General features: G+C 58.6%; 26 protein-coding genes and 5 pseudogenes. 14 read left to right on the forward strand and 17 right to left on the reverse strand.

All coding sequences use genetic code 11. The annotated features are described in order from the left end of the window. Positions 1 to 228: 228 nt before the first annotated feature. Positions 229 to 1,329 (forward strand): annotated as a pseudogene (locus CAG44_RS17650) (polyamine ABC transporter substrate-binding protein). 19 nt (positions 1,330 to 1,348) lie between these two features. On the opposite strand, the pseudogene CAG44_RS28165 reads toward CAG44_RS17650, so the two are convergent. Next, positions 1,349 to 1,459, reverse strand: a pseudogene (locus tag CAG44_RS28165) (LysR family transcriptional regulator); the annotation flags it as partial. Positions 1,460 to 1,495: 36 nt separating this feature from the next. Between CAG44_RS28165 and CAG44_RS17655 the strand changes: the two are divergent. Further along, positions 1,496 to 1,702: an MmgE/PrpD family protein gene (locus tag CAG44_RS17655; RefSeq protein WP_139833407.1), complete on the forward strand. Its 207-nt coding sequence runs from the start codon at positions 1,496 to 1,498 to the stop codon at positions 1,700 to 1,702. A 57-nt stretch (positions 1,703 to 1,759) separates the two neighbouring features. Here CAG44_RS17655 and CAG44_RS17660 read toward each other — a convergent pair whose 3' ends face one another. Then, positions 1,760 to 2,833 (reverse strand): MBL fold metallo-hydrolase, encoded by a 1,074-nt coding sequence (locus CAG44_RS17660; RefSeq protein ID WP_170929273.1) that lies wholly within the window; start codon positions 2,831 to 2,833, stop codon positions 1,760 to 1,762. A 195-nt stretch (positions 2,834 to 3,028) separates the two neighbouring features. Between CAG44_RS17660 and CAG44_RS17665 the strand changes: the two genes are divergently transcribed. Next, complete coding sequence (locus CAG44_RS17665; RefSeq protein WP_085589767.1) at positions 3,029 to 3,814, forward strand: YkgJ family cysteine cluster protein; 786 nt, start codon at positions 3,029 to 3,031, stop codon at positions 3,812 to 3,814. Between the two features lie 23 nt (positions 3,815 to 3,837). Here CAG44_RS17665 and CAG44_RS17670 read toward each other — a convergent pair whose 3' ends face one another. Beyond that, positions 3,838 to 4,119, reverse strand: coding sequence for a nitroreductase family protein (locus tag CAG44_RS17670; protein WP_085589769.1), 282 nt, complete (start codon positions 4,117 to 4,119; stop codon positions 3,838 to 3,840). An 83-nt stretch (positions 4,120 to 4,202) separates the two neighbouring features. Between CAG44_RS17670 and CAG44_RS29170 the strand changes: the two are divergent. Then, positions 4,203 to 4,391: pseudogene (locus tag CAG44_RS29170) on the forward strand (electron transfer flavoprotein-ubiquinone oxidoreductase); the annotation flags it as partial. A gap of 44 nt (positions 4,392 to 4,435) precedes the next feature. On the opposite strand, the pseudogene CAG44_RS17675 reads toward CAG44_RS29170, so the two are convergent. The 7 genes and pseudogenes from CAG44_RS17675 to CAG44_RS17705 all read right to left on the reverse strand — a co-directional run. Continuing rightward, positions 4,436 to 4,993, reverse strand: a pseudogene (locus CAG44_RS17675) (hypothetical protein); the annotation flags it as partial. A gap of 55 nt (positions 4,994 to 5,048) precedes the next feature. Further along, positions 5,049 to 5,963, reverse strand: coding sequence for an AraC family transcriptional regulator (locus CAG44_RS17680; protein ID WP_085589773.1), 915 nt, complete (start codon positions 5,961 to 5,963; stop codon positions 5,049 to 5,051). A gap of 26 nt (positions 5,964 to 5,989) precedes the next feature. Continuing rightward, the gene (locus CAG44_RS17685) at positions 5,990 to 6,226 is read right to left on the reverse strand and encodes a hypothetical protein (RefSeq protein ID WP_085589775.1); all 237 of its coding nucleotides are present in this window, start codon (positions 6,224 to 6,226) and stop codon (positions 5,990 to 5,992) included. Between the two features lie 260 nt (positions 6,227 to 6,486). Next, entirely contained in the window at positions 6,487 to 7,422 is a 936-nt protein-coding gene (locus tag CAG44_RS17690) for an alpha/beta hydrolase (protein ID WP_085692634.1), read from the reverse strand. Positions 7,423 to 7,462: 40 nt separating this feature from the next. After that, positions 7,463 to 8,098: an SDR family oxidoreductase gene (locus CAG44_RS17695; RefSeq protein ID WP_085692635.1), complete on the reverse strand. Its 636-nt coding sequence runs from the start codon at positions 8,096 to 8,098 to the stop codon at positions 7,463 to 7,465. 63 nt (positions 8,099 to 8,161) lie between these two features. Beyond that, on the reverse strand, positions 8,162 to 9,061 hold the full coding sequence (locus tag CAG44_RS17700; protein WP_085589781.1) for an alpha/beta hydrolase: 900 nt from the start codon (positions 9,059 to 9,061) through the stop codon (positions 8,162 to 8,164). Between the two features lie 234 nt (positions 9,062 to 9,295). After that, positions 9,296 to 10,213, reverse strand: a complete 918-nt coding sequence (locus CAG44_RS17705; protein ID WP_085589878.1) for an AraC family transcriptional regulator — start codon at positions 10,211 to 10,213, stop codon at positions 9,296 to 9,298. Between the two features lie 69 nt (positions 10,214 to 10,282). Here CAG44_RS17705 and CAG44_RS28840 point away from each other — a divergent pair, with 69 nt between their 5' ends. Beyond that, the gene (locus CAG44_RS28840; protein WP_256573544.1) at positions 10,283 to 10,408 is read left to right on the forward strand and encodes a hypothetical protein; all 126 of its coding nucleotides are present in this window, start codon (positions 10,283 to 10,285) and stop codon (positions 10,406 to 10,408) included. Positions 10,409 to 10,430: 22 nt separating this feature from the next. Here the strand turns inward: CAG44_RS28840 and CAG44_RS17710 are convergent, their stop codons facing one another. After that, complete coding sequence (locus tag CAG44_RS17710; RefSeq protein WP_085692636.1) at positions 10,431 to 11,333, reverse strand: LysR family transcriptional regulator; 903 nt, start codon at positions 11,331 to 11,333, stop codon at positions 10,431 to 10,433. Positions 11,334 to 11,431: 98 nt separating this feature from the next. On the opposite strand from CAG44_RS17710, the gene CAG44_RS17715 reads away from it, so the two are divergent. Continuing rightward, positions 11,432 to 11,875 carry a cupin domain-containing protein gene (locus CAG44_RS17715; protein WP_085589785.1) on the forward strand — a complete coding sequence of 148 codons (444 nt, stop codon included), beginning with the start codon at positions 11,432 to 11,434 and terminating at the stop codon, positions 11,873 to 11,875. A 172-nt stretch (positions 11,876 to 12,047) separates the two neighbouring features. Here CAG44_RS17715 and arfB read toward each other — a convergent pair whose 3' ends face one another. Beyond that, entirely contained in the window at positions 12,048 to 12,461 is a 414-nt protein-coding gene (gene arfB, locus CAG44_RS17720) for an alternative ribosome rescue aminoacyl-tRNA hydrolase ArfB (protein WP_085692637.1), read from the reverse strand. Between the two features lie 180 nt (positions 12,462 to 12,641). Here arfB and CAG44_RS17725 point away from each other — a divergent pair, with 180 nt between their 5' ends. Beyond that, positions 12,642 to 13,394 carry a hypothetical protein gene (locus CAG44_RS17725; RefSeq protein ID WP_085692638.1) on the forward strand — a complete coding sequence of 251 codons (753 nt, stop codon included), beginning with the start codon at positions 12,642 to 12,644 and terminating at the stop codon, positions 13,392 to 13,394. Positions 13,395 to 13,480: 86 nt separating this feature from the next. Here CAG44_RS17725 and CAG44_RS17730 read toward each other — a convergent pair whose 3' ends face one another. Both CAG44_RS17730 and CAG44_RS17735 read right to left on the reverse strand, forming a co-directional pair. Further along, positions 13,481 to 13,750, reverse strand: a complete 270-nt coding sequence (locus CAG44_RS17730; protein ID WP_085692639.1) for a DUF3077 domain-containing protein — start codon at positions 13,748 to 13,750, stop codon at positions 13,481 to 13,483. A 338-nt stretch (positions 13,751 to 14,088) separates the two neighbouring features. After that, entirely contained in the window at positions 14,089 to 14,511 is a 423-nt protein-coding gene (locus CAG44_RS17735; protein ID WP_085692667.1) for a hypothetical protein, read from the reverse strand. Positions 14,512 to 14,728: 217 nt separating this feature from the next. On the opposite strand from CAG44_RS17735, the gene CAG44_RS17740 reads away from it, so the two are divergent. Then, positions 14,729 to 15,655, forward strand: a complete 927-nt coding sequence (locus CAG44_RS17740) for a LysR family transcriptional regulator (protein WP_085692668.1) — start codon at positions 14,729 to 14,731, stop codon at positions 15,653 to 15,655. Positions 15,656 to 15,675: 20 nt separating this feature from the next. On the opposite strand, the gene CAG44_RS17745 is transcribed toward CAG44_RS17740, so the two are convergent. Then, a complete protein-coding gene (locus CAG44_RS17745; protein WP_025339175.1) occupies positions 15,676 to 16,137 on the reverse strand; it encodes a Rid family hydrolase in 462 nt (153 codons plus the stop codon). Between the two features lie 263 nt (positions 16,138 to 16,400). Here CAG44_RS17745 and CAG44_RS17750 point away from each other — a divergent pair, with 263 nt between their 5' ends. Both CAG44_RS17750 and CAG44_RS17755 read left to right on the forward strand, forming a co-directional pair. Beyond that, entirely contained in the window at positions 16,401 to 17,087 is a 687-nt protein-coding gene (locus CAG44_RS17750) for a hydrolase (RefSeq protein WP_003258732.1), read from the forward strand. A gap of 173 nt (positions 17,088 to 17,260) precedes the next feature. After that, positions 17,261 to 17,665, forward strand: coding sequence for a helix-turn-helix domain-containing protein (locus tag CAG44_RS17755; protein ID WP_085589795.1), 405 nt, complete (start codon positions 17,261 to 17,263; stop codon positions 17,663 to 17,665). Between the two features lie 16 nt (positions 17,666 to 17,681). Here CAG44_RS17755 and CAG44_RS17760 read toward each other — a convergent pair whose 3' ends face one another. Beyond that, positions 17,682 to 18,860: an MFS transporter gene (locus CAG44_RS17760; protein WP_085692640.1), complete on the reverse strand. Its 1,179-nt coding sequence runs from the start codon at positions 18,858 to 18,860 to the stop codon at positions 17,682 to 17,684. Between the two features lie 258 nt (positions 18,861 to 19,118). Here CAG44_RS17760 and CAG44_RS17765 point away from each other — a divergent pair, with 258 nt between their 5' ends. Beyond that, a complete protein-coding gene (locus CAG44_RS17765) occupies positions 19,119 to 20,012 on the forward strand; it encodes an AraC family transcriptional regulator (RefSeq protein WP_256575273.1) in 894 nt (297 codons plus the stop codon). A 207-nt stretch (positions 20,013 to 20,219) separates the two neighbouring features. Here CAG44_RS17765 and CAG44_RS17775 read toward each other — a convergent pair. Further along, positions 20,220 to 20,420: pseudogene (locus CAG44_RS17775) on the reverse strand (Lrp/AsnC family transcriptional regulator); the annotation flags it as partial. 145 nt (positions 20,421 to 20,565) lie between these two features. Here CAG44_RS17775 and CAG44_RS17780 point away from each other — a divergent pair. The 3 genes from CAG44_RS17780 to CAG44_RS17790 all read left to right on the forward strand — a co-directional run bounded on the left by CAG44_RS17780 (position 20,566) and on the right by CAG44_RS17790 (position 22,443). After that, positions 20,566 to 20,880: a hypothetical protein gene (locus tag CAG44_RS17780; RefSeq protein WP_075045255.1), complete on the forward strand. Its 315-nt coding sequence runs from the start codon at positions 20,566 to 20,568 to the stop codon at positions 20,878 to 20,880. Between the two features lie 65 nt (positions 20,881 to 20,945). Continuing rightward, on the forward strand, positions 20,946 to 21,323 hold the full coding sequence (locus CAG44_RS17785) for an NUDIX domain-containing protein (protein WP_085664858.1): 378 nt from the start codon (positions 20,946 to 20,948) through the stop codon (positions 21,321 to 21,323). 112 nt (positions 21,324 to 21,435) lie between these two features. Continuing rightward, a complete protein-coding gene (locus CAG44_RS17790; protein ID WP_085692643.1) occupies positions 21,436 to 22,443 on the forward strand; it encodes a zinc-binding alcohol dehydrogenase family protein in 1,008 nt (335 codons plus the stop codon). Positions 22,444 to 22,478: the final 35 nt, after the last annotated feature.

Genomic DNA, 22,478 nt, shown 5'->3' on the forward strand with positions numbered 1-22,478 from the left:
CTGGCTGCCCTCCTTTCACCTCGGGTGAACGGCACTGGAAACGCGAGTCTTTCATTCGTAACTACCCCCAGGGTTACCCCTTCGATGGGATAGGAAATTGCCAGGCAAAACGCATACTGACTGCGCGTTGTGCAATAAAAACATAATGTTCTGGTGTCAGTACGCACCAATGGGGCTTCTCGAATCGGCCCTGTGCCACCAGACGCAATGATCAGCCTGGAGCCCCTTATGCTACTTTCACGCCTCATCAAATTTGGCACAGTCTCATTACTGAGTATCCAGGCTCTTGTCGCCTGGGCAGAGCCTGCCACCGTGCACTTGTACAACTGGTCGGATTTCCTTGCGCCTGAAACGGCCAATGAACTCGAAACAACCACCGGTACCCGCCTGGTTCAAGATGTCTTCGACAACGCAGAGGTGATGGAAAGCAAGCTGATGGCCGGGCGTAGCGGCTATGACGTGGTCATGGTGCCGGACGACCTCCTGCCAAACTTCGTCAAGGCAGGTGTGCTACAACCGCTGGACCGCTCGCAATTACCCAACTGGTCACACCTGGCACCCGAAGTTCTGCAAAAGCTGCAAGTGAACGACCCTGGCAATCGTTATGCCGTCCCCTATATGTGGGGTACCACAGGTATCGGTTACAACGTGGACAAGGTGTCCAAGGCCCTGGGCGTGAATGCCCCCGTGGACTCCTGGGATCTGCTCTTCAAAAAGGAAAATATCAGTAAGCTCAGCCAATGTGGCGTGGCAATGCTCGATGCACCAGTGGAAATCATCCCCATTGCCTTGCACTACCTGGGTCTTTCGCCCAACAGCAAGAACCCGGCCGATTACGACAAGGCCGAAGCGTTACTACGTGAAGTCCGGCCCTATGTTCGCTACTTCGATTCTTCGAAGTTCCCCACCGACCTGGCCAACGGCGAAATCTGCGCGGTGATTGGTTGGAGTGGTTCAGTGTACAGCGCAGTACAGACGGCCGAGCGGGCAGGAAATGGTATCAAGATCGCCTAAAACATACCGCGGGAAGGCGCACCGATATGGATGAACAATATGGTGTTGCTCAAGGACGCGCCACACCCGCAACAAGGATACGTGCTGATGAACTATATCCTGGAGCCGCAGATCACCGCCCGGAATTCCAACTATGTCGGTTACCCGAATGGCAGCAAAGACTCCAATACCCTGATCGATGCCAAATTGCGTGATAATCCGACGTTGTACCCGACCAAGGCGGTCATGGATACCTTGTACCCTTTGGAGACCTTGCCTCTGCGGCTCGAACGCGTGCGGACCCGTCTCTGGACCAAGATCAAGTCAGGCACCTAACCTGTTCAGGCAATTATCCTCAACGCCAATACCGGTGATCATCCACCACCCGCTGGTGCTCGGCAAACAACAACGGTAGTTGCTCCTTGAGGAAATCCAGCCAGGTGCGCACCTTGGCATCCAAGTAGTGGGGGCCCACTTGACGACTTTTCTTAGGGACGGGAGAGTGCTGGAAAATGCCTATACCTATTTGAAGGGCCATCCACTCAACCCCTTCAGCGAGCAAGACTTCATCGACAAGTTCCGCTTGTGCGTCCCCTACTCTGTGCTGCCATTGCCCGATGCGGTGGTGGATAGGATGACTCACGACATACTGCAACTCGAGCGTTTCGATAATGTGGTGCCTGTGCTGATCGACCCGTTGGTCCCCTAAGCACGTGCCTAGGCTTTGCGGGGGCAGGTTCCCCGCGCCCGCAGGGCCCTCGCCTAGTCAGCAGCCGTATTGGTTCGCCCAGCGCATTCGGCATCCGCGTGCCTTGGGCTGCTCCTCTTTATTCACCACTTCGCGCCACCAGCGCTCACCCGCACGCGGCGAGCGCAGGTCGACCCGCTCACCCATTCTGGGGGTAGCCACAGGAACGCCTTGCTGCCCTGCCCACTCCAGCACTTGCTCAAAGGGTTCGTACCAAGCATGCAGTGCAAGGTCGAACGTGCCGTTGTGGATCGGCAGCAACCAGCCTCCATCTAGGTCCAGGTGGGCCTGTACGGTCTGCCGAGGATGCATGTGCACATAGGGCCAGTGCTCATCGTAGGCGCCCGTTTCCATGAGCGTCACATCGAACGGCCCGAAACGCCGCCCTATTTCGGCAAAGCCATCGAAATAGCCAGTGTCGCCACTGAAGAACATCTGCAACTCCGCTGCCTGGATCACCCACGAGCACCACAGCGTGCGGTTGCCATCTCGCAGCCCCCTGCCGGAGAAATGCTGCGCGGGTGTCGCCGTCAGGCGCAAGCCACCCACCTCGATGCCTTGCCACCAGTCGAACTGATGAATCTTGGCTGCCGGCACACCCCAGGCCAGCAGCCGGTCGCCAACACCCAGCGGCGTGAGAAAGCACTCCACCTTGGGCGCCAGTGCCTTGATCGTCGCCCGGTCCAGGTGATCGTAGTGGTCGTGGGAAAGGATAACGCCTCGAATCGGTGGCAGCTCATCCAGGGACAAAGGAGGTGCATGGAACCGCTTCGGGCCCGCAAACGTGAATGGCGAGGCACGTTTGGAAAACACCGGGTCCGTCAGCCACCAGCCCTCGCCCAGCTTGAACAGGACCGTGGAATGCCCCAGGCGGAACAAGCTGGCGTGCGGCGCAGCATCGAGCTGTGCACGGGTCAACTGCAGCACCGGCACCGGCGCACGCGGCACCGTGAACGTTGGCTTGTTGAACAGCGCGTTCCAGATCGTCCTGGCGTCGGGTTCAGGCATGTCTGCAGGGCGCGGTGACAGATTGTGAAAGCGCCCCTCGCGAGATTGGGGAGAGTCGCCGTATTCGAGAATCGGTGTGCGCATCAGTGAAGGGCGTTTCAAGTTGCAGACCTCGTGCGGGCGCAGTGGTTGAGCAGACAGTATAAAAACGGTCACTCAAACGGGTTTGCCCAATTCAACGAGCTGCATGCCTGATCCTGCTGCCCACTATCGCACTCGTTTCATTTGTGCAAGAAGCTCGTGGAATCGGGCAAGGAAAGCCATGGCCGGCTTCGTAGCATGCAGTTGTCCAACTGCCTCGGAAAACGCGCCATGAACTCCCCTGTACATTTCGACTGCATTGCCGGCTGCGGCGCTTGCTGCAAGGGACGCTTCGTACCCCTGACCCTCGCGGAAACCGAAGCCTGGCTGGCCCGTGGCGATGATGTGGTCGTGCTCCTGGAGGCATTTTCCACCCTGGGTGCCAACGAGCAATCTCCAGAATACCGGCATAACCACGCTCGCTCAGCGGCGGCGCGCTCCGGTTCGGCGGACATTCAGGTCATTGCGGTGTTCGCGGCGGCCAATCTGCAGGGCTGCCCCAACCAACTCGCCGATACCCGATGCGGGATCTACACCGAGCGACCACTGGTATGCCGAATCTATCCGATGGAGGTCAATCCGTTCATCGTACTGAACCCGGCAACCAAGGAGTGCCCGACAACGGCATGGTCACAGATGGATGGGGAGCCCTTGATCGCTTCGGATGGGCTGCCACCACCCGCCTTGCTTCAGTTGATCGACGCCTCGCGGCAGGCCGACCGCGAAGATGCGCTGGCCAAGGTCAATATCTGCCGCCACCTTGGTTTCACCACCACGGCCTGGAAAGGCAATGGATTCACGGTGTTCTTTCCAACCAACGAACAGCTGCGCCTAGCGATAGCCCACCAGAGCAGCTCGCAGGCGCCAGACACCCAGTGGGATGTGCGCGCCCATGGCGAGGCACTGCATTTGGAGCTTGCCCAACTGGGCATTCAGCTGGCGAGTGAAGCGCCGGATCAGGTTTTCATTCCACTGGCCAGTTAACGATCATGCCCGCCCGTTACCACTCAGACGATCCGCAGCACTTCGCTCAGTGCAGCGCGGCTGGTGCGGAAGCTGTTCACGGGGTGCTCGCTATCGGCGTAGCCGAAAGAGATGCCGCAGACCATGGGACAATCCTCGGCTGTCCCAAAGTAGTCACGAATGAACCGGGCATGCCGTGCCAATGCCGCTTGTGGCGCGGTGGCCACACCGTGGGCCTGGGCTGCAAGCAGGAAGGCGCTGATGAAGCCACCACAATCCACCGCCGCGTATGGACCCAACTCGGCCCGTGTGGTCAGGATGGCCACGTGCGGTACGGCATATCAACCGCTGCATGGATGCACTGCCTGAAGGCGCTACAGCCGAGGATTGTTTCAAGGCTGCATTGATGGGGCAGTTGCTCGGTGGCGCGTTCAACTACGTGGACCAGAACTGGTTCGGCGGCAAGCTGCCGTTCACCCTGCACGACACCAAGCCAGACTACGCCTGCCTGAAGCTGGCGGCCGACTCGCAGAAAATCGAGTACCCGAAACCGGACGGCAAGCTCAGCTTCGACAAGCTCAGCTCGGTACGGGTATCGAGCGAGCCTCCCCACTGGTCGTTTAGTTGGTTCAAGGCCGGCGACAAGAAGTTCTGAATCAGAAAGCCGTGTGCTCCATGCAAATCCACACCATCGAAACCTGCCTCTATGGCGCGCCGGGTAGTTTGGGCAAACGCCTCTACCAAACCGAGGATCTGCGCTTGCGTCAGCGCCCGCGGTGTTACATCACCGCTGTTGAACGGCCCCGCGGGCGCCCTGACAGCACTGGCACTGACGATTTCGCCATCTGGCGCTTGTTCCGCTATGGCCTTGCTGCCCGGGTGGAAGATTTGCAGCACTGCGGGCGCCCCGCCACTTTTCGCGGCCTGGGCAAGGCGCCGCAAGCTAGGCAAAAAATGATCGTCCCATGCGGCGAACTCATTATCGAAGCCGATGCCCTCGACGCTCACATGGGTGCAGCCAGTGATTACCAGGCCCACGCCTTGCACGCGGCGGCGATAGTAAGCCAGTTCCTGTTCGGAGGTGCTCGCGTCGGGATTGGCGGACCAAGTGGTCATGGGTGCCATGGCCAGGCGATTGTCGACGCTCAGGCCATTGGCGAAATGCAGAGGACGAAAGACGCCGGGGTAGTTCGGTTTCATGGTGCGTTCCAGAAAGAGTTGGCGTGGCGGTGCCAGCAAATGACAACGGGGGACTTCAGTTCAGGCGCAATCGACGGATGTCGCGCTGGGGCGGTTCGCCGAACAGCCGGGCATACTCACGGCTGAACTGCGATGCACTTTCATAGCCGACCCGCGCGGCAGTCACGCTTGCATCCAGGTTCTGCGTGAGCATCAATTGGCGGGCCTCCTGCAGGCGTAATTGCTTCTGGTACTGCAGCGGGCTCAAGCCGGTTATCGTGCGAAAGTGCTGGCGGAAAGTCGAAGCGCTCATGTGGCAACTGGCGGCCAGTTGCTCGATCTTCAGCGGTTCGGCGAAATGGCGCTTCAGCCAGTTGATGGCACCGGCGATCTGCTGGCTGGGCGCACCCTGGTTGATCAGGTGGCGCAGCTGGGCACCATGGGGGCCGGTCAGCAGACGGTAAGCGATCTCACGCTGAATCAATGGCGCCAGGTAGGGAAACAGCACAGGGTCCGACAGCAACTGCACCAGGCGCAGCACTGCATCCAGCAGCCCATCGGTCAATGGCTCCACCGCCATCGAGCAGAAGCCACAATCGCGGGTGGGTGACGGCAGACGCAGTTCGGTAGCCAGTTGCAGGATGTCCTGGGGGGCCAGGTGCAACATCAGGCCGAGGAACGGCTCTGCGTGGCTGCCTTGGACCACAGTGGATACCACCGGCAGATCGACGGCCGTCAGCAACGATTGCCCCGGCCCGAAATGCAGGACCTGGTCACCCAACACCACCTGCTTCTCGCCCTGGGCAGTAATCCCCAGCCCCAGGCCATAGATACAGTGCATCGGCTGGGTCACCGCGCGGCGCCGGTGCAAGGTCAGGCCGGGGATGGCCGTCTCGTAGTCGCCGTCGGATGGCGCGATGCGGGCAATTGCCGCGGCCAGGGCGCGACTGTTAGTAACAGACGGCCGCGAGGGTTCGAAAGGCGCGTTCATGGGCTACCTCGGTAAACGTTGGCAGGTCAGTGGGTGGGGGTTGGCGTCGCGTTCGCGGGCAACCAGTCCTGATCGATGCGTCGCAACATCTGTTCGCGAGTGAGCTGCCGAGTCATGCGCCCGCGTAGCACCGAACGGTGCTCGAAACTGCTGGCGCCTTGTGCCATGACGCGATCACGAAACGCCGCGATGTACTCGGGGGCGAAATGACTGTTGTAAGTGTTGAATAGCACCACACGACGTTGTAGGCGTTGATCGTTCATCGTGGTTTGCTCCTCTGGCGGTAACTGCCAGACGTTGAAAATGTTGAAGCCAGTATAAGGACGAAGGTCAAGCCGACTTTGCCTATTCCAACGGTAGACTTGCTCGATCTGTTTGAATTTTTGGCAAGCTACCCCTTCAAAATCCAGGCTTGTCTAGGATGCTTTGAAGTCGTGCTAAAGGCGGGGATGAAAAATTTTGCCTAAATCGGCAGATTCGGCTTGAGCGGGCCAGTGCATGACACACTGGCCCACCAGCACTGTTACAGATGTTTGCGCAAGAAGGAGACCGCCTGAGCCATAGCCAGCGCCACGGGCTCCGGTTTGTCGTACAGGTCGTAATGCGACCAGCCTTCAGCGACATAAATCTGCTTATCGGAAGACGCGGCCCGCCCATAGATTTCCCAACCATCGCGGTAGGCCCCGAAACCGCCTGGCTTGTCACCAATGACCACCAGCAATGGCTGGGTCAACAGCGATTCGGCATGCAGGAAAGCATCCCAACCAAACGCTGCGCTGTTGAACGAGAACAGACCGCTGGTGGCGCCATTGGGCTGTTGCCCACGTGCAGTCTTGTAGTACTCGGTCGCCTCGAGCACATCGATATCGGTAATCCCGGCTGAACGACCCTCCTCCACTGATCCTGGGAGGTAGTTGATCACGTGCCGAGCGCCACCTTGAGCTTCGGCGGTGCGTTGAGCGGCCATGGCCTGTAGCGCTGCTACCGGCTGGAAATTACTGAAGCCCTCACGAATCAGGCGGCCGAAGTTGACCCCGGTGATCGATACCAGCGCTTTGATGCGGTGGTCAGTTATGGCGGCATGCACCGTGTAAGCGCCACCGCCACAGATACCAAGGGCGCCAATGCGCGCCGGATCGACGTAGGGCAACGTCACCAGGTAGTCGATGGCATAGCGGATGTCGGACACGCGAATCGACGGATCTTCCATGAAGCGAGGCTCGCCGCCGCTGGCACCCTGGAAGCTGGCATCGAAGACGATGACCACGAAGCCCTCTCGTGCCAGGCCAGCGCCGTAGACGTTACCGGCGGTCTGTTCCTTGCAGCTTCCGATTGGATGGGTACTGACAATCGCGGGGTATTGCTTGGAGGGATCGAAGCCTGGCGGCAGGTACAGATCCGCTGCAGTTTGCCAGCCCAGGTTCTGGTAATTGACGTGCTTGACAGTGATATCGCTCATGGGATTCTCCAATTAGGTCGTATACACAGGGGGCAGTGGGTTATATGAACGCCGGCTTGTCGCCGTCACTGCCGGGTTTGTTGACGCCAACGTTGTCACGCGACAGCCAACTGGGCGTCTCGATTATCCGAACGATCAGTGCCGCAACACTCTTGCGGGAAACCTCGGTGCCCTGGAAAGGGTCATGTCGGCCAGTGGTCTCGTAATCCACTTCATCGTGGTCGCTGAGCCAGGCTGCACGTAGAATGGTGTAGTCCAGGTCGCTGGCCTCGATCAGATCGGCCGATCGCCGGTATGGGGGAAGGTATTGGCCGATTTCACGGCGGTTCCACTCGCCGAACTTGCCGGGAATCTCGTCATAAATGCCCAGTGAGTTGACGAAGATAAGGCGGCTGGGGCCTGCCGCGTGCATGGCGGCAATGATGCGGTCGGTCTGTTCATCGATATCACCCGCCAGGTTGGCGTAGACGATATCCTGCCCAACCATGGCGCGAACCAGGGCGCGTGAGTCCAGCGCGTCACCTTCAATGACGGAAGCATTGGCCGCAACAGGGTCTTGCAGTTTGCTGGCGTCACGCACATAGAGGGTTAGTTTTACGTCCTCACGCCCGGCCAGCATGGCCACGACCCAGCGCGCAATCTGCCCGGAGGCACCGATTACCAGTACGTTTTTCATCTGTCGATCCTGAAATCTTCATGGGGTAGATGGCGGCGCCTGGTCCGGTGCCGCCCGGCACAATCAGAGGTTGGCCTGGAAGAACGGCGTCAGGTGCGTCATGGCCGTATCGACGCCTGGGCCGTCGTACAGGTCCATGTGCGCCAGACCGTCAAGCACCACCAGTTCCTTTTGCCCCAGCGCCTTGGCATGCAGCTCCTGGCTGTGCCATAGGGAGCCGGCTTCGCTGCCCGCAATAACCAGCGTGGGCTGGGTCAGCAATTGGTCGATCAGGTCGAAGGCATCGAAGGCGACCCAGGCGCCGAGGCCGTTCATCAGCATCTTGTTCTGCGCATTGGGATGCTGGGCGCGAGGCGTCAGGTAGTAATCGGCCGCTTCCTGCAGGTCCCGCGGGGCACTGGTATCACCCAATTGCGGAACATAAGGGGCATACACCGGTTCCGCACCAGCTGCTTCGGCCGAGCGCTGACCTGCCAGTGCGTCGAGCACCGGCAACAAGTCGTTGATGGACCCTTTGCCCTCCCAGCCTTTGCGCGTGGCCGTACCTACGTTAACCGCACTGGCGGTAGCCAGCGCTTTGATGCGGCGATCGACCGAGGCCGCCTTGGCGGCAAAACCACCACCGGCACAAATGCCCAGCACACCGATGCGCTGGGCATCGACGAAGCCAAGGGTGGCCAGGTAATCAACAGCGCTGTAGACATCAGCGACGCGATTCATCGGCTCGTCCAGGAAGTGCGGTTCGCCGCCGCTCGCTCCTTGGTAGGAGGCATCGAACGCCAGGGTTACGAAACCTTGCTCGGCCAGCAAGCGTGCATAGGTGCCTGCGGTTTGCTCCTTTACACCGCCGCCCGGGTGAACGGTGATGATCGCGGGATATTTTTGGCTTTCAGAGAATGCTGGCGGCAGGTAGAGGTTGCCTGCCATCACGATGTTGCGGTTGTTGAACTGGATGTCTTGCATGGTGTTGCCTCCAAGTGGGCAGCGCTTCTGCCCTTCGTTGGAGACAAGTATAGGAACGGGCAGACTCGGATTTTTGCCTAATCGGTCGGCTTGCTTGCACGTTCCAAGGAGATTGCACAGTCGTGTGAAAATGCATGATTCAGGCTGAACGCATGCTATTGCTGGCCAAAAGCTCAGCGACAGCGATGTTTGGGTTAATGAACGGCAGTGCAGTGATTGCCTATTGCACTGAACTCAAGTCATGCTGCGCATACGTCGAACGTCTCGTTGCGGGGGAGCACCAAACGCCCTGCTGTATTCGCGACTGAACTGTGAGGCGCTTTCGTAGCCAACCATTCCAGCCGCCTGCCCTGCATCCAGATGCTGGTTCAGCATCAGTTGCCTGGCCTCCTGCAGCCGCAGTTGCTTGTGAAATTGCAAAGGACTTACGCCGGTCAGCGTGCGGAAATGTTGACGGAAGGTCGACGGACTCATATGCACACGTTCAGCCAGGTCGTCGATTCGCATGGGTTCCGCCAGATTCTGCTTCAACCAGGCAACGACTTTGGAAATCTGCTGCATTGGAGAGCCTGCGGCGACCAGGTGCCGCAGCGCTATGCCGTGCTGACCGACGAGCAATCGGACGATGATTTCCTGTAGGACCAACGGAGCAAGATGATCAAACAGTACGGGTTCATCCAGCAGTTTCAACAGGCGCTCAAGTGCTCGCACTACATCACTGTCGAGCTCGGCGATGACGATCGCTTGGTGCGTGCTTTCCTTTGGCGGTGGCGGCAGTTGCAGGTCAGAGACAGTTCGCATGACCTGGTTGGGGTCAAGCGTCAGCATCAAGCCCAGAAACGGTTTTGCGACTGAAGCCACTGAAACGTGGGACACCACCGGTTGGTCGATACTGGTCAACATGCCCTGACCCGCTTGGTAATGCAGCACCGCTTCCTGCTGCATGACCTGCTTGCTCCCCTGCGCAACAACGCCAAGGCCCAAGCCATAGATGCAGGGCATGGGGTCAGTCGGCGAGGCCCTGCGATGCAGGCTCAGCGCGGGCAAACGAGTCACTAAGTCACCCGTACCAGGAACATGTTTGGCAATCAGAGCGGCCAAGCCTGACAGGGTTGTTTCGGCGTAGTCGCGCGAAGGCTCGAGGCGGGTCATGAACTTCTCCATCAGCACTTTCGTCATGCAGGGACTAATGATGAAGGGTTTTAGGTAAATCAACCACTGGTGGTCTTCTACAAGACGTTCCAGACACCCTGCTCCTACACGCCAATTGGGAGGATTGATAATCCCGATGGCCTGGCTCAGATGTTAGGAATCCACAAGGTACGCATTAAATTTTCCGGCCAATGAAGCGGCGGCGTGCTTGCTTGAGTCAGGTCTGGAGCTGATCGCTCCGGAGCGCTTCCAGTACCACCCTGAAGGCAGCCGTTTGCTGCCGGCGTGTAGGGTAATAGAGGTGATAGCCTGGGAACGGCTCTGACCATTTACCAAGCACTTCCTTGAGCGCGCCGCTGGTGATGTGTTCCTGCACATGGGCATCGGGCAACTGCGCCAACCCTACGCCTGCCAGGCAGGCATCCAGGATCTGAACCACGCTATTCATGATCAGTGGCCCCTGCACACGGACACGAAACTCGGCGCCGTCGCTGGTAAATTCCCATGAATAGAGTCCGCCATGTGTCGGCAGTCTAAGGTTGATGCAGCGGTGAGTCATCAAGTCCTCAGGTTGCTTCGGAGCACCATACCGTTTGAGGTAAGCCGGTGAAGCCACGGTCACCATTCGCATAGGTGGCCCTATTGGTACGGCAACCATGTCAGCATCAATGATCCCTCCGAGACGCACCCCCGCATCAAACCGCTCAGCGACGATGTCAGTCAGGCCGTAGTCCGTCATCAACTCTAAAGTCACATCGGGGTAATTTTCGATCACCGACTGCAGCTTCGGCCAAAGAACCTGGCGCACTGCGAATTCATCTGCAGTTATGCGCACCAGGCCAGAGGGTCGCTGGCCGAATTCCGACAAAGAGCCAAGGTGCCCCTCGATCTTGTCCAGAAGCGGCGCTATCTCTTGAAAGAGCCGCTCCCCTGCTTCCGTTCGTGTGACGCTTCGAGTAGTACGGGTGAGCAGTCGCACCCCAAGCCGCTCTTCAAGCAGACGTATTGTCTGGCTGACGGCTGAAGGTGAAACCGCCAGGTGGGCCGCCGCTCGGGTGAAATTGCTTTCGCGCGCTACAGCGACGAAGACCGCCAGATCACTGAGATTATCCGCCCGCATTATTAAGCTCCGCTTCAAACCGATTTCTGGATTTTGCTGATACTCGAATTAAAACGCAGTAGGTACAGTTGACTCAACCATACATTGAGGTAAGCGTCATGACTGATATCGACACCGCTAATGCAGACATGCAGATTCATCGCGCAGGCTCCAGCAAAGCAATCGAAGGGCCGGCAGGCTGGTTCACCGGTCGCGTACGTATTGACCGCGTTTTCACTGCTCCAGCCCCAGCACGCGTTGGCATAGCGGTCGTCAATTTTGAACCAGGTGCTCGCACCAACTGGCACACCCACCCGCTGGGTCAAGCCCTGCTCGTGACAGATGGTGTGGGTTGGACGCAGTGTGAGAACGGGCCCAAGACTGAGATTCGCGCTGGCGATCTGATTTGGTGCAACTGTGGACGCCGTCACTGGCACGGAGCCACCGATACCACCGCGATGCAGCACGTGGCTATCAACGAGTACCTTGACGGCAAACCTGTCGACTGGTTGGAACCTGTGTCCGACGAGGTCTACTTGAATGGGCCGGTCAAGAAGGACTAACAGCTCGCGTTACGCCCACCTAGCACGGGCTGTATGTGCCCACGGTTGAATCATGCTGACCTTGCCGACCAGGAGTCGCGACGGCTGTAGCCACAAGGTTACATCGAAACAGATCCTGATTGAGCTCGGCTTCTTCGCTCCGGTGTTTGCGACATCTCTTTTGGTACAGAGCCTAGAACTCCACCTTGCCCCGACCCGCCTTGACAGTGCTGCGCCTGGCTTTTCCTTCGAGGCGACGGGTCTTCGAGCCAAGGGTCGGCTTGGTGGGACGGCGTTTCTTCTCAGTCTTGCCGGCATTGATGATCAACTCGGCAAGACGCGCCAGTGCGTCAGCACGGTTCTGCTCTTGTGTGCGGTATTGTTGTGCCTTGATGATCAACACGCCGTCGCCGGTGATGCGACTGTCACGCAGCGCCAACAGCCGCTCCTTGTAATACTCGGGCAGCGACGAGGCGTGAATGTCGAAGCGCAGGTGCACGGCGCTGGACACCTTGTTGACATTCTGCCCACCTGCGCCTTGCGCGCGGATGTATGTCAGTTCGATGTCGGCATCTGGCAGATGCACGTTACTAGAGATGGTCAGCATGGCATGGCCCTTGTGATTCCCCTCCATTATCCAGGTTCGCCAAGCAATCCGGGAAGTCTGTTCGATCCGAGAGACCGAGGCTCAAAGATGGCCATTTGATGGTATTCTGGCCGCTAATACAATCTGGCGCCGCTGGTCATACTCACTTCCGGGTGCCTAGCCTTACCCAATGGATCGAACATGCTTAGAGTGGTTGGTGAAGAGATAGACATCCGTTCCGCGATCAACAGATTCAATTCCTCTTACCATGAAGACTTTTCTCGGGTGAGGAAAATTTCAGCAGCCTACCTGACTGCACTCACGACGCAAAACGCCACAGCGCTGGCCGACGCGCTTCGAAGTGCTTTGATGAACTGGGGCGCAGGCGCGAGAAAGGCTCCGATGCTGCACCTGCCTTCTCAAGCTGCAGCAAGGCTTTGCGACCCGAACCTACACGCTAAGCTTGTCCGTTTTGACAGTCACCAACTGAGTGGATTCGCGCTGTCATCCGCAGATAAACGGATCTTCACCACCGAGGCGCTTTATCCGTCAGCGGCTCATTTTGATGCAGATCTGCTCGGGGTCTTGAAGATGCTGGCCGAGGCGCTGTTCGTCAATAACACCAATGTCACTTACCCCATGAAAGCATTACTGCTGATAACGGGATTCATGCCGGCATTGGATAGCCAGGTAAGAAAAGGATTGCAGCACGCGGGTTTTCAAGGATTCAGCAGTTCTCGCTACCTGCTCCCCAGCGACACCCACAAAGCTGCCGGACAAAAGCTCTGCAGGCTGCCCTTCACGCTTGGTCAATGCTGGGAGCAAAACAAGGAGCTATTGACTGAAGCCGTTTTGAAGAGCGATCACCCTGCCCTTCAATTCGAGCCTGGACGGGTCTTCGACATCCTGCTCTTCATGCAGCAAGATCCGAACAGGAAGCTCATCGCCGTTTAAGCGTATGCCCACATCCGGCTCAGACGTAAGACACCCACTGATGTGAAGGCGGCCGCGTTTCGCGAACCGCCGCGGGTGGAATGGAGTCAGCGCACCATACCCAGTTCGGCATCGTCCATAAGCGCCTTGGCCAACGCGCTCAGGTAATGCGCAGCCCAGATCATCATCGGCTTTTCATCCATCAACCCGACAATCGTCAGTTCCCGCACGTACCCCATCAATTCCGAAGACTGCTCCCGAGCGCTCTTGCAAGGAATGCCGGCTTCGATGCGAAACAACGGATGGGTCTGGTTTTCACCTTGGTAGAACGTGGCCTTGCCTACGGTGGTTTTCTCGTTCGATTCGTCAGTAGTCAATTGCTTATTACCTTTATGAGTGCGCCACCTGGCTGCTGTCAAACAGAAGGGTGGCAGCTGTACGTAGGTTGACAGACCGGCGGAATAAGCAAGTTCCGGCGCACGCAAGCGTGCCCCACGCACAGCCACCATAAAGGGAAAGCCGAATGCTTAAACCGTTACGGCCTGTCAAAGCCGTGTCACTGATGAGCAGCGACAGGCCCAGACTAGAGCCCTGCCAGGGCACCCGCAACGGAAAATAGGCGGCAACAGTATCTTTGGGAAATGCCCTACAAGAAAGCGAAAAAATCTGATTTTTCGAGGCTAGTTGTAATCAATGAACAACGAACGATTCATCATCACATCAGGCAATAGAATTCCCTAACCTCTGCCACAATCTCTCCCTTCGCATCATAAAGCCTCGCCTCTGGCGTCATGGCCATGGAGCGGGCCTCGAGCACGTAGCGCTGCCCAGCCTTGAAATGCTCGTAGTCGAGGGTCAGGTAGCATTGCCTTACCGTGGTGCCTCCCATCAGGCTGATGCCACCGCCCCCATTTACTTCGTAGTCGAACCTGACGACCAATTCATGGCTGCCGGGGCTGACCTCAAAGAAGCGCCCGTCGCGCAGGCGTTGTTTATCCAGGCGTTCGGCCAACAGCACACGGTCATTCGGGAATGGCGTCGAGAGATCGACCCAAGCCATCTGTGGGTTGGCAGTTGGCATCGGCGCCTGACAACCAGCAAATGCGGCGATCGCCAACAACAGTGTCAACTTGCGCATGAGTAGTTCCCCAAAGGCTCTTGGCTCAACAGACAGGATAACGCCGACAAGTGTCGATGTGCGCATGAAGGGACGACCGAAGCCCCCTCCTTCGCTTTCATGCTGATACTTGGTTCACGCAGCCCCTTCTCGTATGATCGTCGCAATCTGATCTGGAACGGATTTCGTGAAGTCGTTACCTGGAAATGTCCCAATTGCCCCGGTTGCCCCCAAGGACGTGAAATGGAACGTGGGCGAGGCTGCCAACCAGCTCTCATGGGACGACCTGCGGATCATCAAAACGCTCAGTGAGTGTGGCAATCGCGCTGCCACAGCCAAGAAGCTCGGCATCAACGTGTCCACCGTCTCGCGCAGGGTCTCCCAGGTTGAAAAAACACTTGGCGTAGCCTTGTTCGATCACCGCAAATCAGGCTATCTGCTCACCATCGAGGGCGCGGAATTGCGTGCCCTCGCCGAGCGCGTGGAGCTGGACATTGTCAGCGTGACCCGGCGTGTCTCACGTGCCGGCCAGGGGCCACTCGGAAAGCTTCGTATCACCACCAGCGACTCACTGCTGCTTTACTTCCTCACCCCCATCATCGCGGACTTCAAGGCCCTCAATGAAGGAATCACGATTGAGGTGCTGGTGGGCAACGAATCACTGAGCCTTGCGCGAGACGAGTCGGATATTGCGGTTCGGGCGACCAGGAAACCCGCCGAAAGCCTGGTGGGCCGCAAACTGGCCACAATCGCCTGGGCTCCCTACGGCCGCAGCAACCACACGTCGCCTACTCCTCTGTTCACGGAAGGCCAGGCATGGGTTTCCTATTCCGCGGCGCTACGCGGGCTCAAGGCAACGAGCTATGTCGAAAACAGGGTCGCTGCCGAGTGCATCTCGTACCGCACCGATTCGGTTGCGGCGGCAAGTGCTGCAATCGCGGCGGGCCTGGGGGTGGGTTTCTTGCCCTGCATGCTGGGTGATATCACGCCTGGGCTTGAACGCGTCGGCCCTGTGGTGCCGGAGCTGCAGGATGAGCTGTGGCTGCTGACGCACCAGGACATCCGCAAATCGTGGCGGGTCAAAGCATTCATGACGTTCTGTGCAGCTGCCGTTGCCAACCAGAAGCCGTTGATCGAGGGCCAACTGGTACTCCCGGTCACGTAGAGCGAAACCGGGAGTGCGGGTCACTCAGCGCGTGAGCCAAGTACCGCTTTGCAGGCGATTTCGATCAGCTGTGGGCGCTGGGCAAGCCTCGAGACGCCGATGATGTTGCTGGCGCATTGAGGCCGTTCCGTGCCGTAGGCGGCCTTGCGCACCTTGCCGACCACGGCAAAGGCCGCGTCCATGTCCAGTACGTAGAGCGTCTCTTCCACGACATCTTCAAGCGTCGCGCCATACAGCGCGAGCAGCTTGGCGATATTGTCGTAGGCGGCGCGCATCTGATCCCCCATCGAAGAGAAATCACAGGGCCTGCCGTCACGATCCAGGGGTGCCGGCGCGACCAGGTTGCCTTCTTCGTCATGATTGAACTGGCCCGATACGTAGATCTCGTTCCCTACCCGCCGTGCCTGCGGATACCCGTAAGAATTCTCCCACGGAACGCCCCAATAGGCGGTTTGTTTGTTGAGTGGTTGTGAAGCTGCCATCGCTTTCTCCTGGCGTAAACCGGATCAGGTAGATCCGCGTTTGCGTGCGAATCCTAGCAGCAGGATGAGCAAGCGAATGGCGCATTGATGCGCTCCTGAGAGCGCAAAAGTGCGCCACCGCTTCGCTCTGCGATTCGCTATCTTGTGCTCGGACTCAAGCAACGGGCATCACTGAGGACGTCATCCAGTGCCTCAGCACAGTCTGCACAAAGCAGGCGCCGTGACTTGTGCGATGACCATCATCCAGCTGACAGGGAACAAGAATGAACAATCCAAAAACTGAAGTACTGACCCCATTCAACAGCCAACTGATCTTCATCGATCAGCAGCCACAGATGGCCTTCGGCGTTCAGAGCATCGACCGCCAGACCCTGAAAAACAACACCGTAGGCCTGGCCAAGGCAGCCAGGATCTTCAATGTGCCCACCACCATCACGACGGTCGAGACTGAAAGCTTCTCTGGGCACACCTACCCCGAGCTGCTCGCCGTCTTCCCCGACGCTCCGCTGCTGGAGCGAACCTCCATGAACTCCTGGGATGACCAGAAGGTGCGTGACGCGCTCAAGAAAAACGGGCGCAACAAGATCATCGTTTCCGGCCTGTGGACGGAGGTGTGCAACACCACCTTCGCGCTGTCGGCGATGAACGATGCCGGCTATGAAATCTACATGGTTGCCGACGCCTCCGGTGGCACCACCAAGGAAGCCCACGACTACGCCATGCAGCGCATGATTCAGGCAGGCGTGATTCCGGTGACCTGGCAACAAGTGCTGCTGGAGTGGCAGCGCGACTGGAAAAACCGCGACACCTACGATGCCGTCATGGAACTGGTGAAAGAACACTCCGGCGCCTACGGCATGGGTGTCGATTATGCCTACACCATGGTGCACAAAGCACCAGAGCGCGTTCAGCACGGCCCAACCCTGGCCCCGGTTGCTGCCGCTGTCTGACCATTGCCAGCCCCTGCCTCCGGGGGCTGTTCATTGACCCGCTGATGGGTACGCCGGCTGGCTGAGCCAGGCCATCGAATCGAGCGTTATCGTCTGTAGCCCGCCCGCGGCTGCAGTGGCCTGCTCTGCCCACTCGAAACGTGCGTGCCCACTTCATTGATTAATGGATTTGTATGAACAGCGATCACTGCACTGTGCTGGCGACTGTCGCACTGAAAACAACCGGACTCCTCAAGCCCTGGCAGGTCACGACTGCCAAGAGGTTGATGCTGGAGAACCTGGACACCGGCATAACTGTTACGGAACTCGCCCAAGCCTGCTCGCTGTCGCGTAGCCATTTCACACGAATGTTCAGGGATACCCTGCATGTGCCCCCGCAGCAGTGGATGCGTGAACAACGGTTGCGCAAAAGCAAGGAACTACTGGGGGGCTCGGGAATGATGCTCGCTGAGATCGCACTGGAGTGCGGTTTCTGCGATCAGTCCCACTTTTGTCGCACATTCGTGAAGGCCGAGGGGATGTCGCCGCAGGCTTGGCAGCGACAGGCGTCTATGCTGGCTGAGCCTTTGCTCAATTAGGGAGCACATTTGTACTCTATCGATGCCGCCCTACCCTCATGGTCAAGGCAGTCGCTACCAAGAGCATCATCCCACTGGCGATGAAGGTCGCCTTGTACCCAACGCCGTCATAAAGCACCCCACCTAAGGTCGCACCTACAGTGATCGCCAGTTGTATCACCGCGACCATCAGGCCTCCACCGGCCTCGGCGTCCTCGGGCAGCATCCTGGCCAGCCAGGTGAACCAGCCCACTGGCGCGCAAGTGGCAATCAAGCCCCAGCCACCAAGCAGCACCGCCGTCGGGACGACCCAGGAACCTGTCGGAATCACGGCGAATGCGATGACGGCCATGAGCAGTGGAATACCGGTCAGCACTCTGAACAGATGCCGGCCTACGAGCGAACCTACCATCATCGTTCCTACCAGCCCCGCGACGCCGATGATCAGCAGAAGCAGCGACAACGTGGGCACGTCCACCTGTGTCACGGTTTCCAGGAACGGGCGAAGGTAGGTGAACAGCGTGAACTGCCCCATGAAGAGGAATGCAACTGCAGCCATGCCAAGCGCAACCTTGCTGTCTAGCAGCAAACGCAGGGATGCGGTCGCCGAAGCCGTACCACGCTCGCCAGGCATCGCCGGCAGCGTGAAGGCCTGCCAGATCAACGCGATTGCGGCCAAAGGTACGACGCAGAAGAAGGCCCCTCTCCAGCCGATCAGGCCGCCCAGGTAACTGCCGACCGGGGCCGCGATCGCCGTGGCCAGCGCAGTACCGCCCTGCATCACGGCAATGGCCTTGGGAACGAGGGCTTCAGGCGCGATACGCATCATCACTGCGGTGGACATCGACCAATATCCACCAATGGCGATCCCAAGCACGGCCCGCCCCAACATCAAGGTCGGGTAGTTCGGGGCAAACGCCACCATTGCACCGGAAACCAGCATTAGCGCCGTGGTGGCCAGCAGGACAGGTTTTCGATCAATACCCTGCGTCAGGGTGGACAGCAACAAACTGGTGACTACGGCGAAGAAGCCCGAGATCGAAATGGCTTGACCGGCCTGGCCTTCGGTAAGCGACAAATCAGTGGCAAGTGGTGTAAGCAGGCTCACCGGCAGAAATTCGGACGCTACCAGGGCAAAGGCGCAGAGTGACATAGCCAGCACGGCGCCCCAGACCTGCCTGCTGGAATGTTGAAGGGGGATCGCTGAGCTGGTCATGGTGGTTCTCGTGCAGCAGGTTATGAAATACGGGTGCCCTCGCGCTACTCGAGCACTTGGGCAACATTGCCTGCCGCCCATCTTCCTCGTGAAAAACGGCGTATCAGTAGATCAAACGACCAGTTTTCTTGCCTGATTCTCCAGACCCTGTCGACGGGGCATGGACAGCGGAAGTGACGCGCGAGTAGTTTCTTTCCAAGAGATGACCTGAGGCTTCCTATGTCCGCCCCCACACAACCGACCTCACACGCGCACCCGATGGCCACGCTGTGCAAGGTCATCGGCGCCCACGCGCCAACGGCTGGCGATTTCGCGACACGCATCGCAGACCTCAGCGTCTACCGACGCAACGTACCGGCCCCACCGGTCACCTGTATCGTCGAGCCAAGCATCGTGCTGGTCGTGCAGGGCGCCAAGGAAATGGTCATCGGCGGCGACGTGTTCCCTTATGACTCGACCCGGTTCCTGGTCACCTCGCTGAACATCCCCGCCCATTCGGCAGTGACGATGGCCCGCGAAGGCGCACCTTGCCTGGGTCTGGTGTTCAAGCTCGACCTGCGCACTCTGGCAGAGTTGATCGCGCAAGACGGCCGCCTGCCGGCGGGCAGCCAGTCTGTTCACACAAGCGCCGGCGTGGGTTTGCTAAGCCCGAAGCTGCTGGAGAGCTTCAGCCGACTGATCGGGCTTTTGGAAGAGCCTGATGCAATACCCGTGCTCTGGCCGCTGATTCAGCGAGAAATCCACTATCGGTTGCTACAGAGCGACCAGGCCCCCCTGCTCCGCTACATCGCCTCGGTCGGCAGCAAGGGGCATCGAATCGCAAAGGCCATCGACTGGCTGAAGCTGAACTACGCCGCGCCGTTGCGGGTAGATGAATTGGCCTCTCGGGTGCAGATGGGGCTTTCAACCTTCCATCAGCACTTCCGCCAGCTCACCGCGATGAGCCCGCTGCAGTATCAGAAATGGTTGAGGTTGAACGAGGCAAAACGGCTGATGCTCAATGAACACCTGGATGCTGCCACGGCAGCCTTCAAGGTCGGCTATGAAAGCCCTTCGCAGTTCAGTCGCGAATATGGGCGGCAATTCGGTACGCCGCCGAAACGCGATATTTCGGAGTTACGTCAAACAGCGCCAGCTCAAAGGGCAGGGTAATCTCCCAAAGAGATCGCACATGCCTTGCATCGAGCTTCTGGCCTGTAAAGGATCCTGTGGGAGCGGCCTTGTGTCGCGATTGGGCTGCGAAGCGGCCCCAAGGTTTCAGCACAAGTGCACAAATGGCCGGGGCTGCTTCGCAGCCCAATCGCGACACAAGGCCGCTCCCACAAGAGCCCGCGCAAAGCCACGAGGTTGGAAACACGATCAGGCATCGACAGCCTGCTGCAGCCCTCCTCCCAGCGGCAATTCGTACGATTTCTTCACCGTACGCACCACTAACGTCGAGGAATAAGTGCGAATCGGAATATCCCTGCAAGTGTCGAGAAACCGGTAGATATAGTCGGTGTACTCGGTGGCATCCCGAAACTTGGCAACCATCACGAAGTCGAACTCGCCTTCAGATAGGTTCCTGGCCGCACACCAACATTTCGCACCCTTGAAATTAATGCGTTTAGTCAGCTTGCCAAATATTCCTTGCACACCGCGGGAACGGGCTTCGGTCATAACAGTACACACAGACCTTCCTGTGTCTGACCTGAGGTAAGCGATCATGGCAAACAATCAAGACAAGGGTGGCAACCAAGGCAATGCTGACACCGGCATGGGTAACAACACTGCCGGCACCGGCCAGCAAGGCGGCCAGGGTTCGGGCGGCCGGATGCCCGGCCAACAGCAGCAAGGTGGCAGCCAGTCCGGCCAGAAACCTGAGGACAAGATGAACAAGGACTGGGAACGTTCCCGTGACACAGGGAGCCAAGGCGGCCAACGTACGACCGACAAGCAGAACCAGAACCTGACAGACAAGGACCGCATGGGCGGCCAGCAAAACCAGGCAGATGACCAGCAGTGGGATAAAGATCGCTGATCATCCGCAGCCGGCATCAGGGTGAGTTTTGCCCTGATGCCACCTCCAACGTACGGGAGGTCCTGATGAACAACTCCAGAGAACGGCATTCGACGGTCATTTGCCTGCAAGCAGGACGCATCCTTTTCGTGCGCAAGCAAAGCGCTGAATGGTCGTTGCCAGGCGGGAAAATAGATCCGGGCGAGCATCATCTGGACGCTGCGCAGCGCGAGCTGATGGAGGAGACTTGCCTACCCTTCAATGGTGCTCGATTCCTCAACCACTACGTGCTCGCAGGCGAGGAACATTACCTTTATCAGCTGCCTGTCGAACCTGGTGCAAAACCTACCGCAAATCACGAGATCGTGGAGTGCCGCTGGTTTACAGCGCCTGAACTTCACGAAGTGCAGGTCAAGCCGTCCAACATCCAGCTGCTTGAACGAGAGCACCTGCTCCCTGTGTAGAGGTACCCGATTATCAGCGAAACGCTGAAAGTGTTCCGGCAACAACCTGGTTTTTCAGGGGGCTCGACGCGATTAACCTGCCACCACTGCTCACCTGAAAGGTCACATCCCCATGAAAGCAATCGTCTATGACACCCCCGGCCTCCCGATCCAGGATTCCCGATCGTTGTACGAGCACGAACTGCCCAAGCCCACACCCGGCGCCAGGGACCTGTTGGTGGAAATCAAAGCCATCGCGGTAAACCCTGTCGACACCAAGGTCAGAGCCAGCCGCAGCGGTGACCACCCTCAAGTGTTGGGATGGGATGCCGTGGGGATCGTTCGCGAAGTCGGCGCCGAGGTATCGTTGTTCCAGCCTGGCGACGAAGTGTTCTACGCCGGTGCAATCGACCGCCCGGGCAGTTACAGCGAATATCACCTGGTCGACGAGCGAATCGTCGGGCACAAGCCTCGTAGTCTGGACAATGCCAGCGCCGCAGCCTTGCCGCTCACATCCATCACCGCATGGGAATTGCTGTTCGACCGCCTGGGTGTGGAGGAAAATGGCGGCGCTGGCAAGAGCCTGCTGATCATCGGTGCTGGCGGCGGTGTTGGTTCGATCCTGGTACAGCTTGCACGCAAGCTTACCCAGCTCAAGGTGATCGGTACCGCGTCACGCCCTGAAACCCAGGCCTGGGTCAGCGAACTCGGGGCACATCATGTCATCGACCATTCGGCATCCTTTGCCCTGCAACTGGAACAACTTCAGTTCAACTCGGTGGATTACGTCATCAGCCTGACCCACACCGATGCGTACCTCGCGCAGATCGTCGAAGTGCTGCGCCCACAGGGCAAGCTCGCGCTGATCGATGACCCTCAGCATCTCGATATCGTGCCGTTCAAGCGCAAATCGCTGTCGGTGCACTGGGAGCTCATGTTCACTCGCTCGCTGTACCAGACCGAGGACATGATCAAGCAGCACCACCTGCTGGAAAAGGTATCGGCGCTGGTCGACGAGGGGGTCATCAAGACCACCGTTGGCGAGCACTTCGGCAGCATCAGTGCCAGCAACCTCAAACGCGCCCATGCCCTGATCGAAAGCGGCAAGGCAAAAGGCAAGATCGTTCTGGAAGGCTTCTGATCACTCGCCCGGTCAACGCAACGAAGGCGGGGCCA

Origin of the sequence: Pseudomonas sp. B13(2017) (assembly GCF_002113245.1) — a bacterium.
GTDB classification, from domain to species: Bacteria; Pseudomonadota; Gammaproteobacteria; order Pseudomonadales; family Pseudomonadaceae; genus Aquipseudomonas; species Aquipseudomonas putida_Z.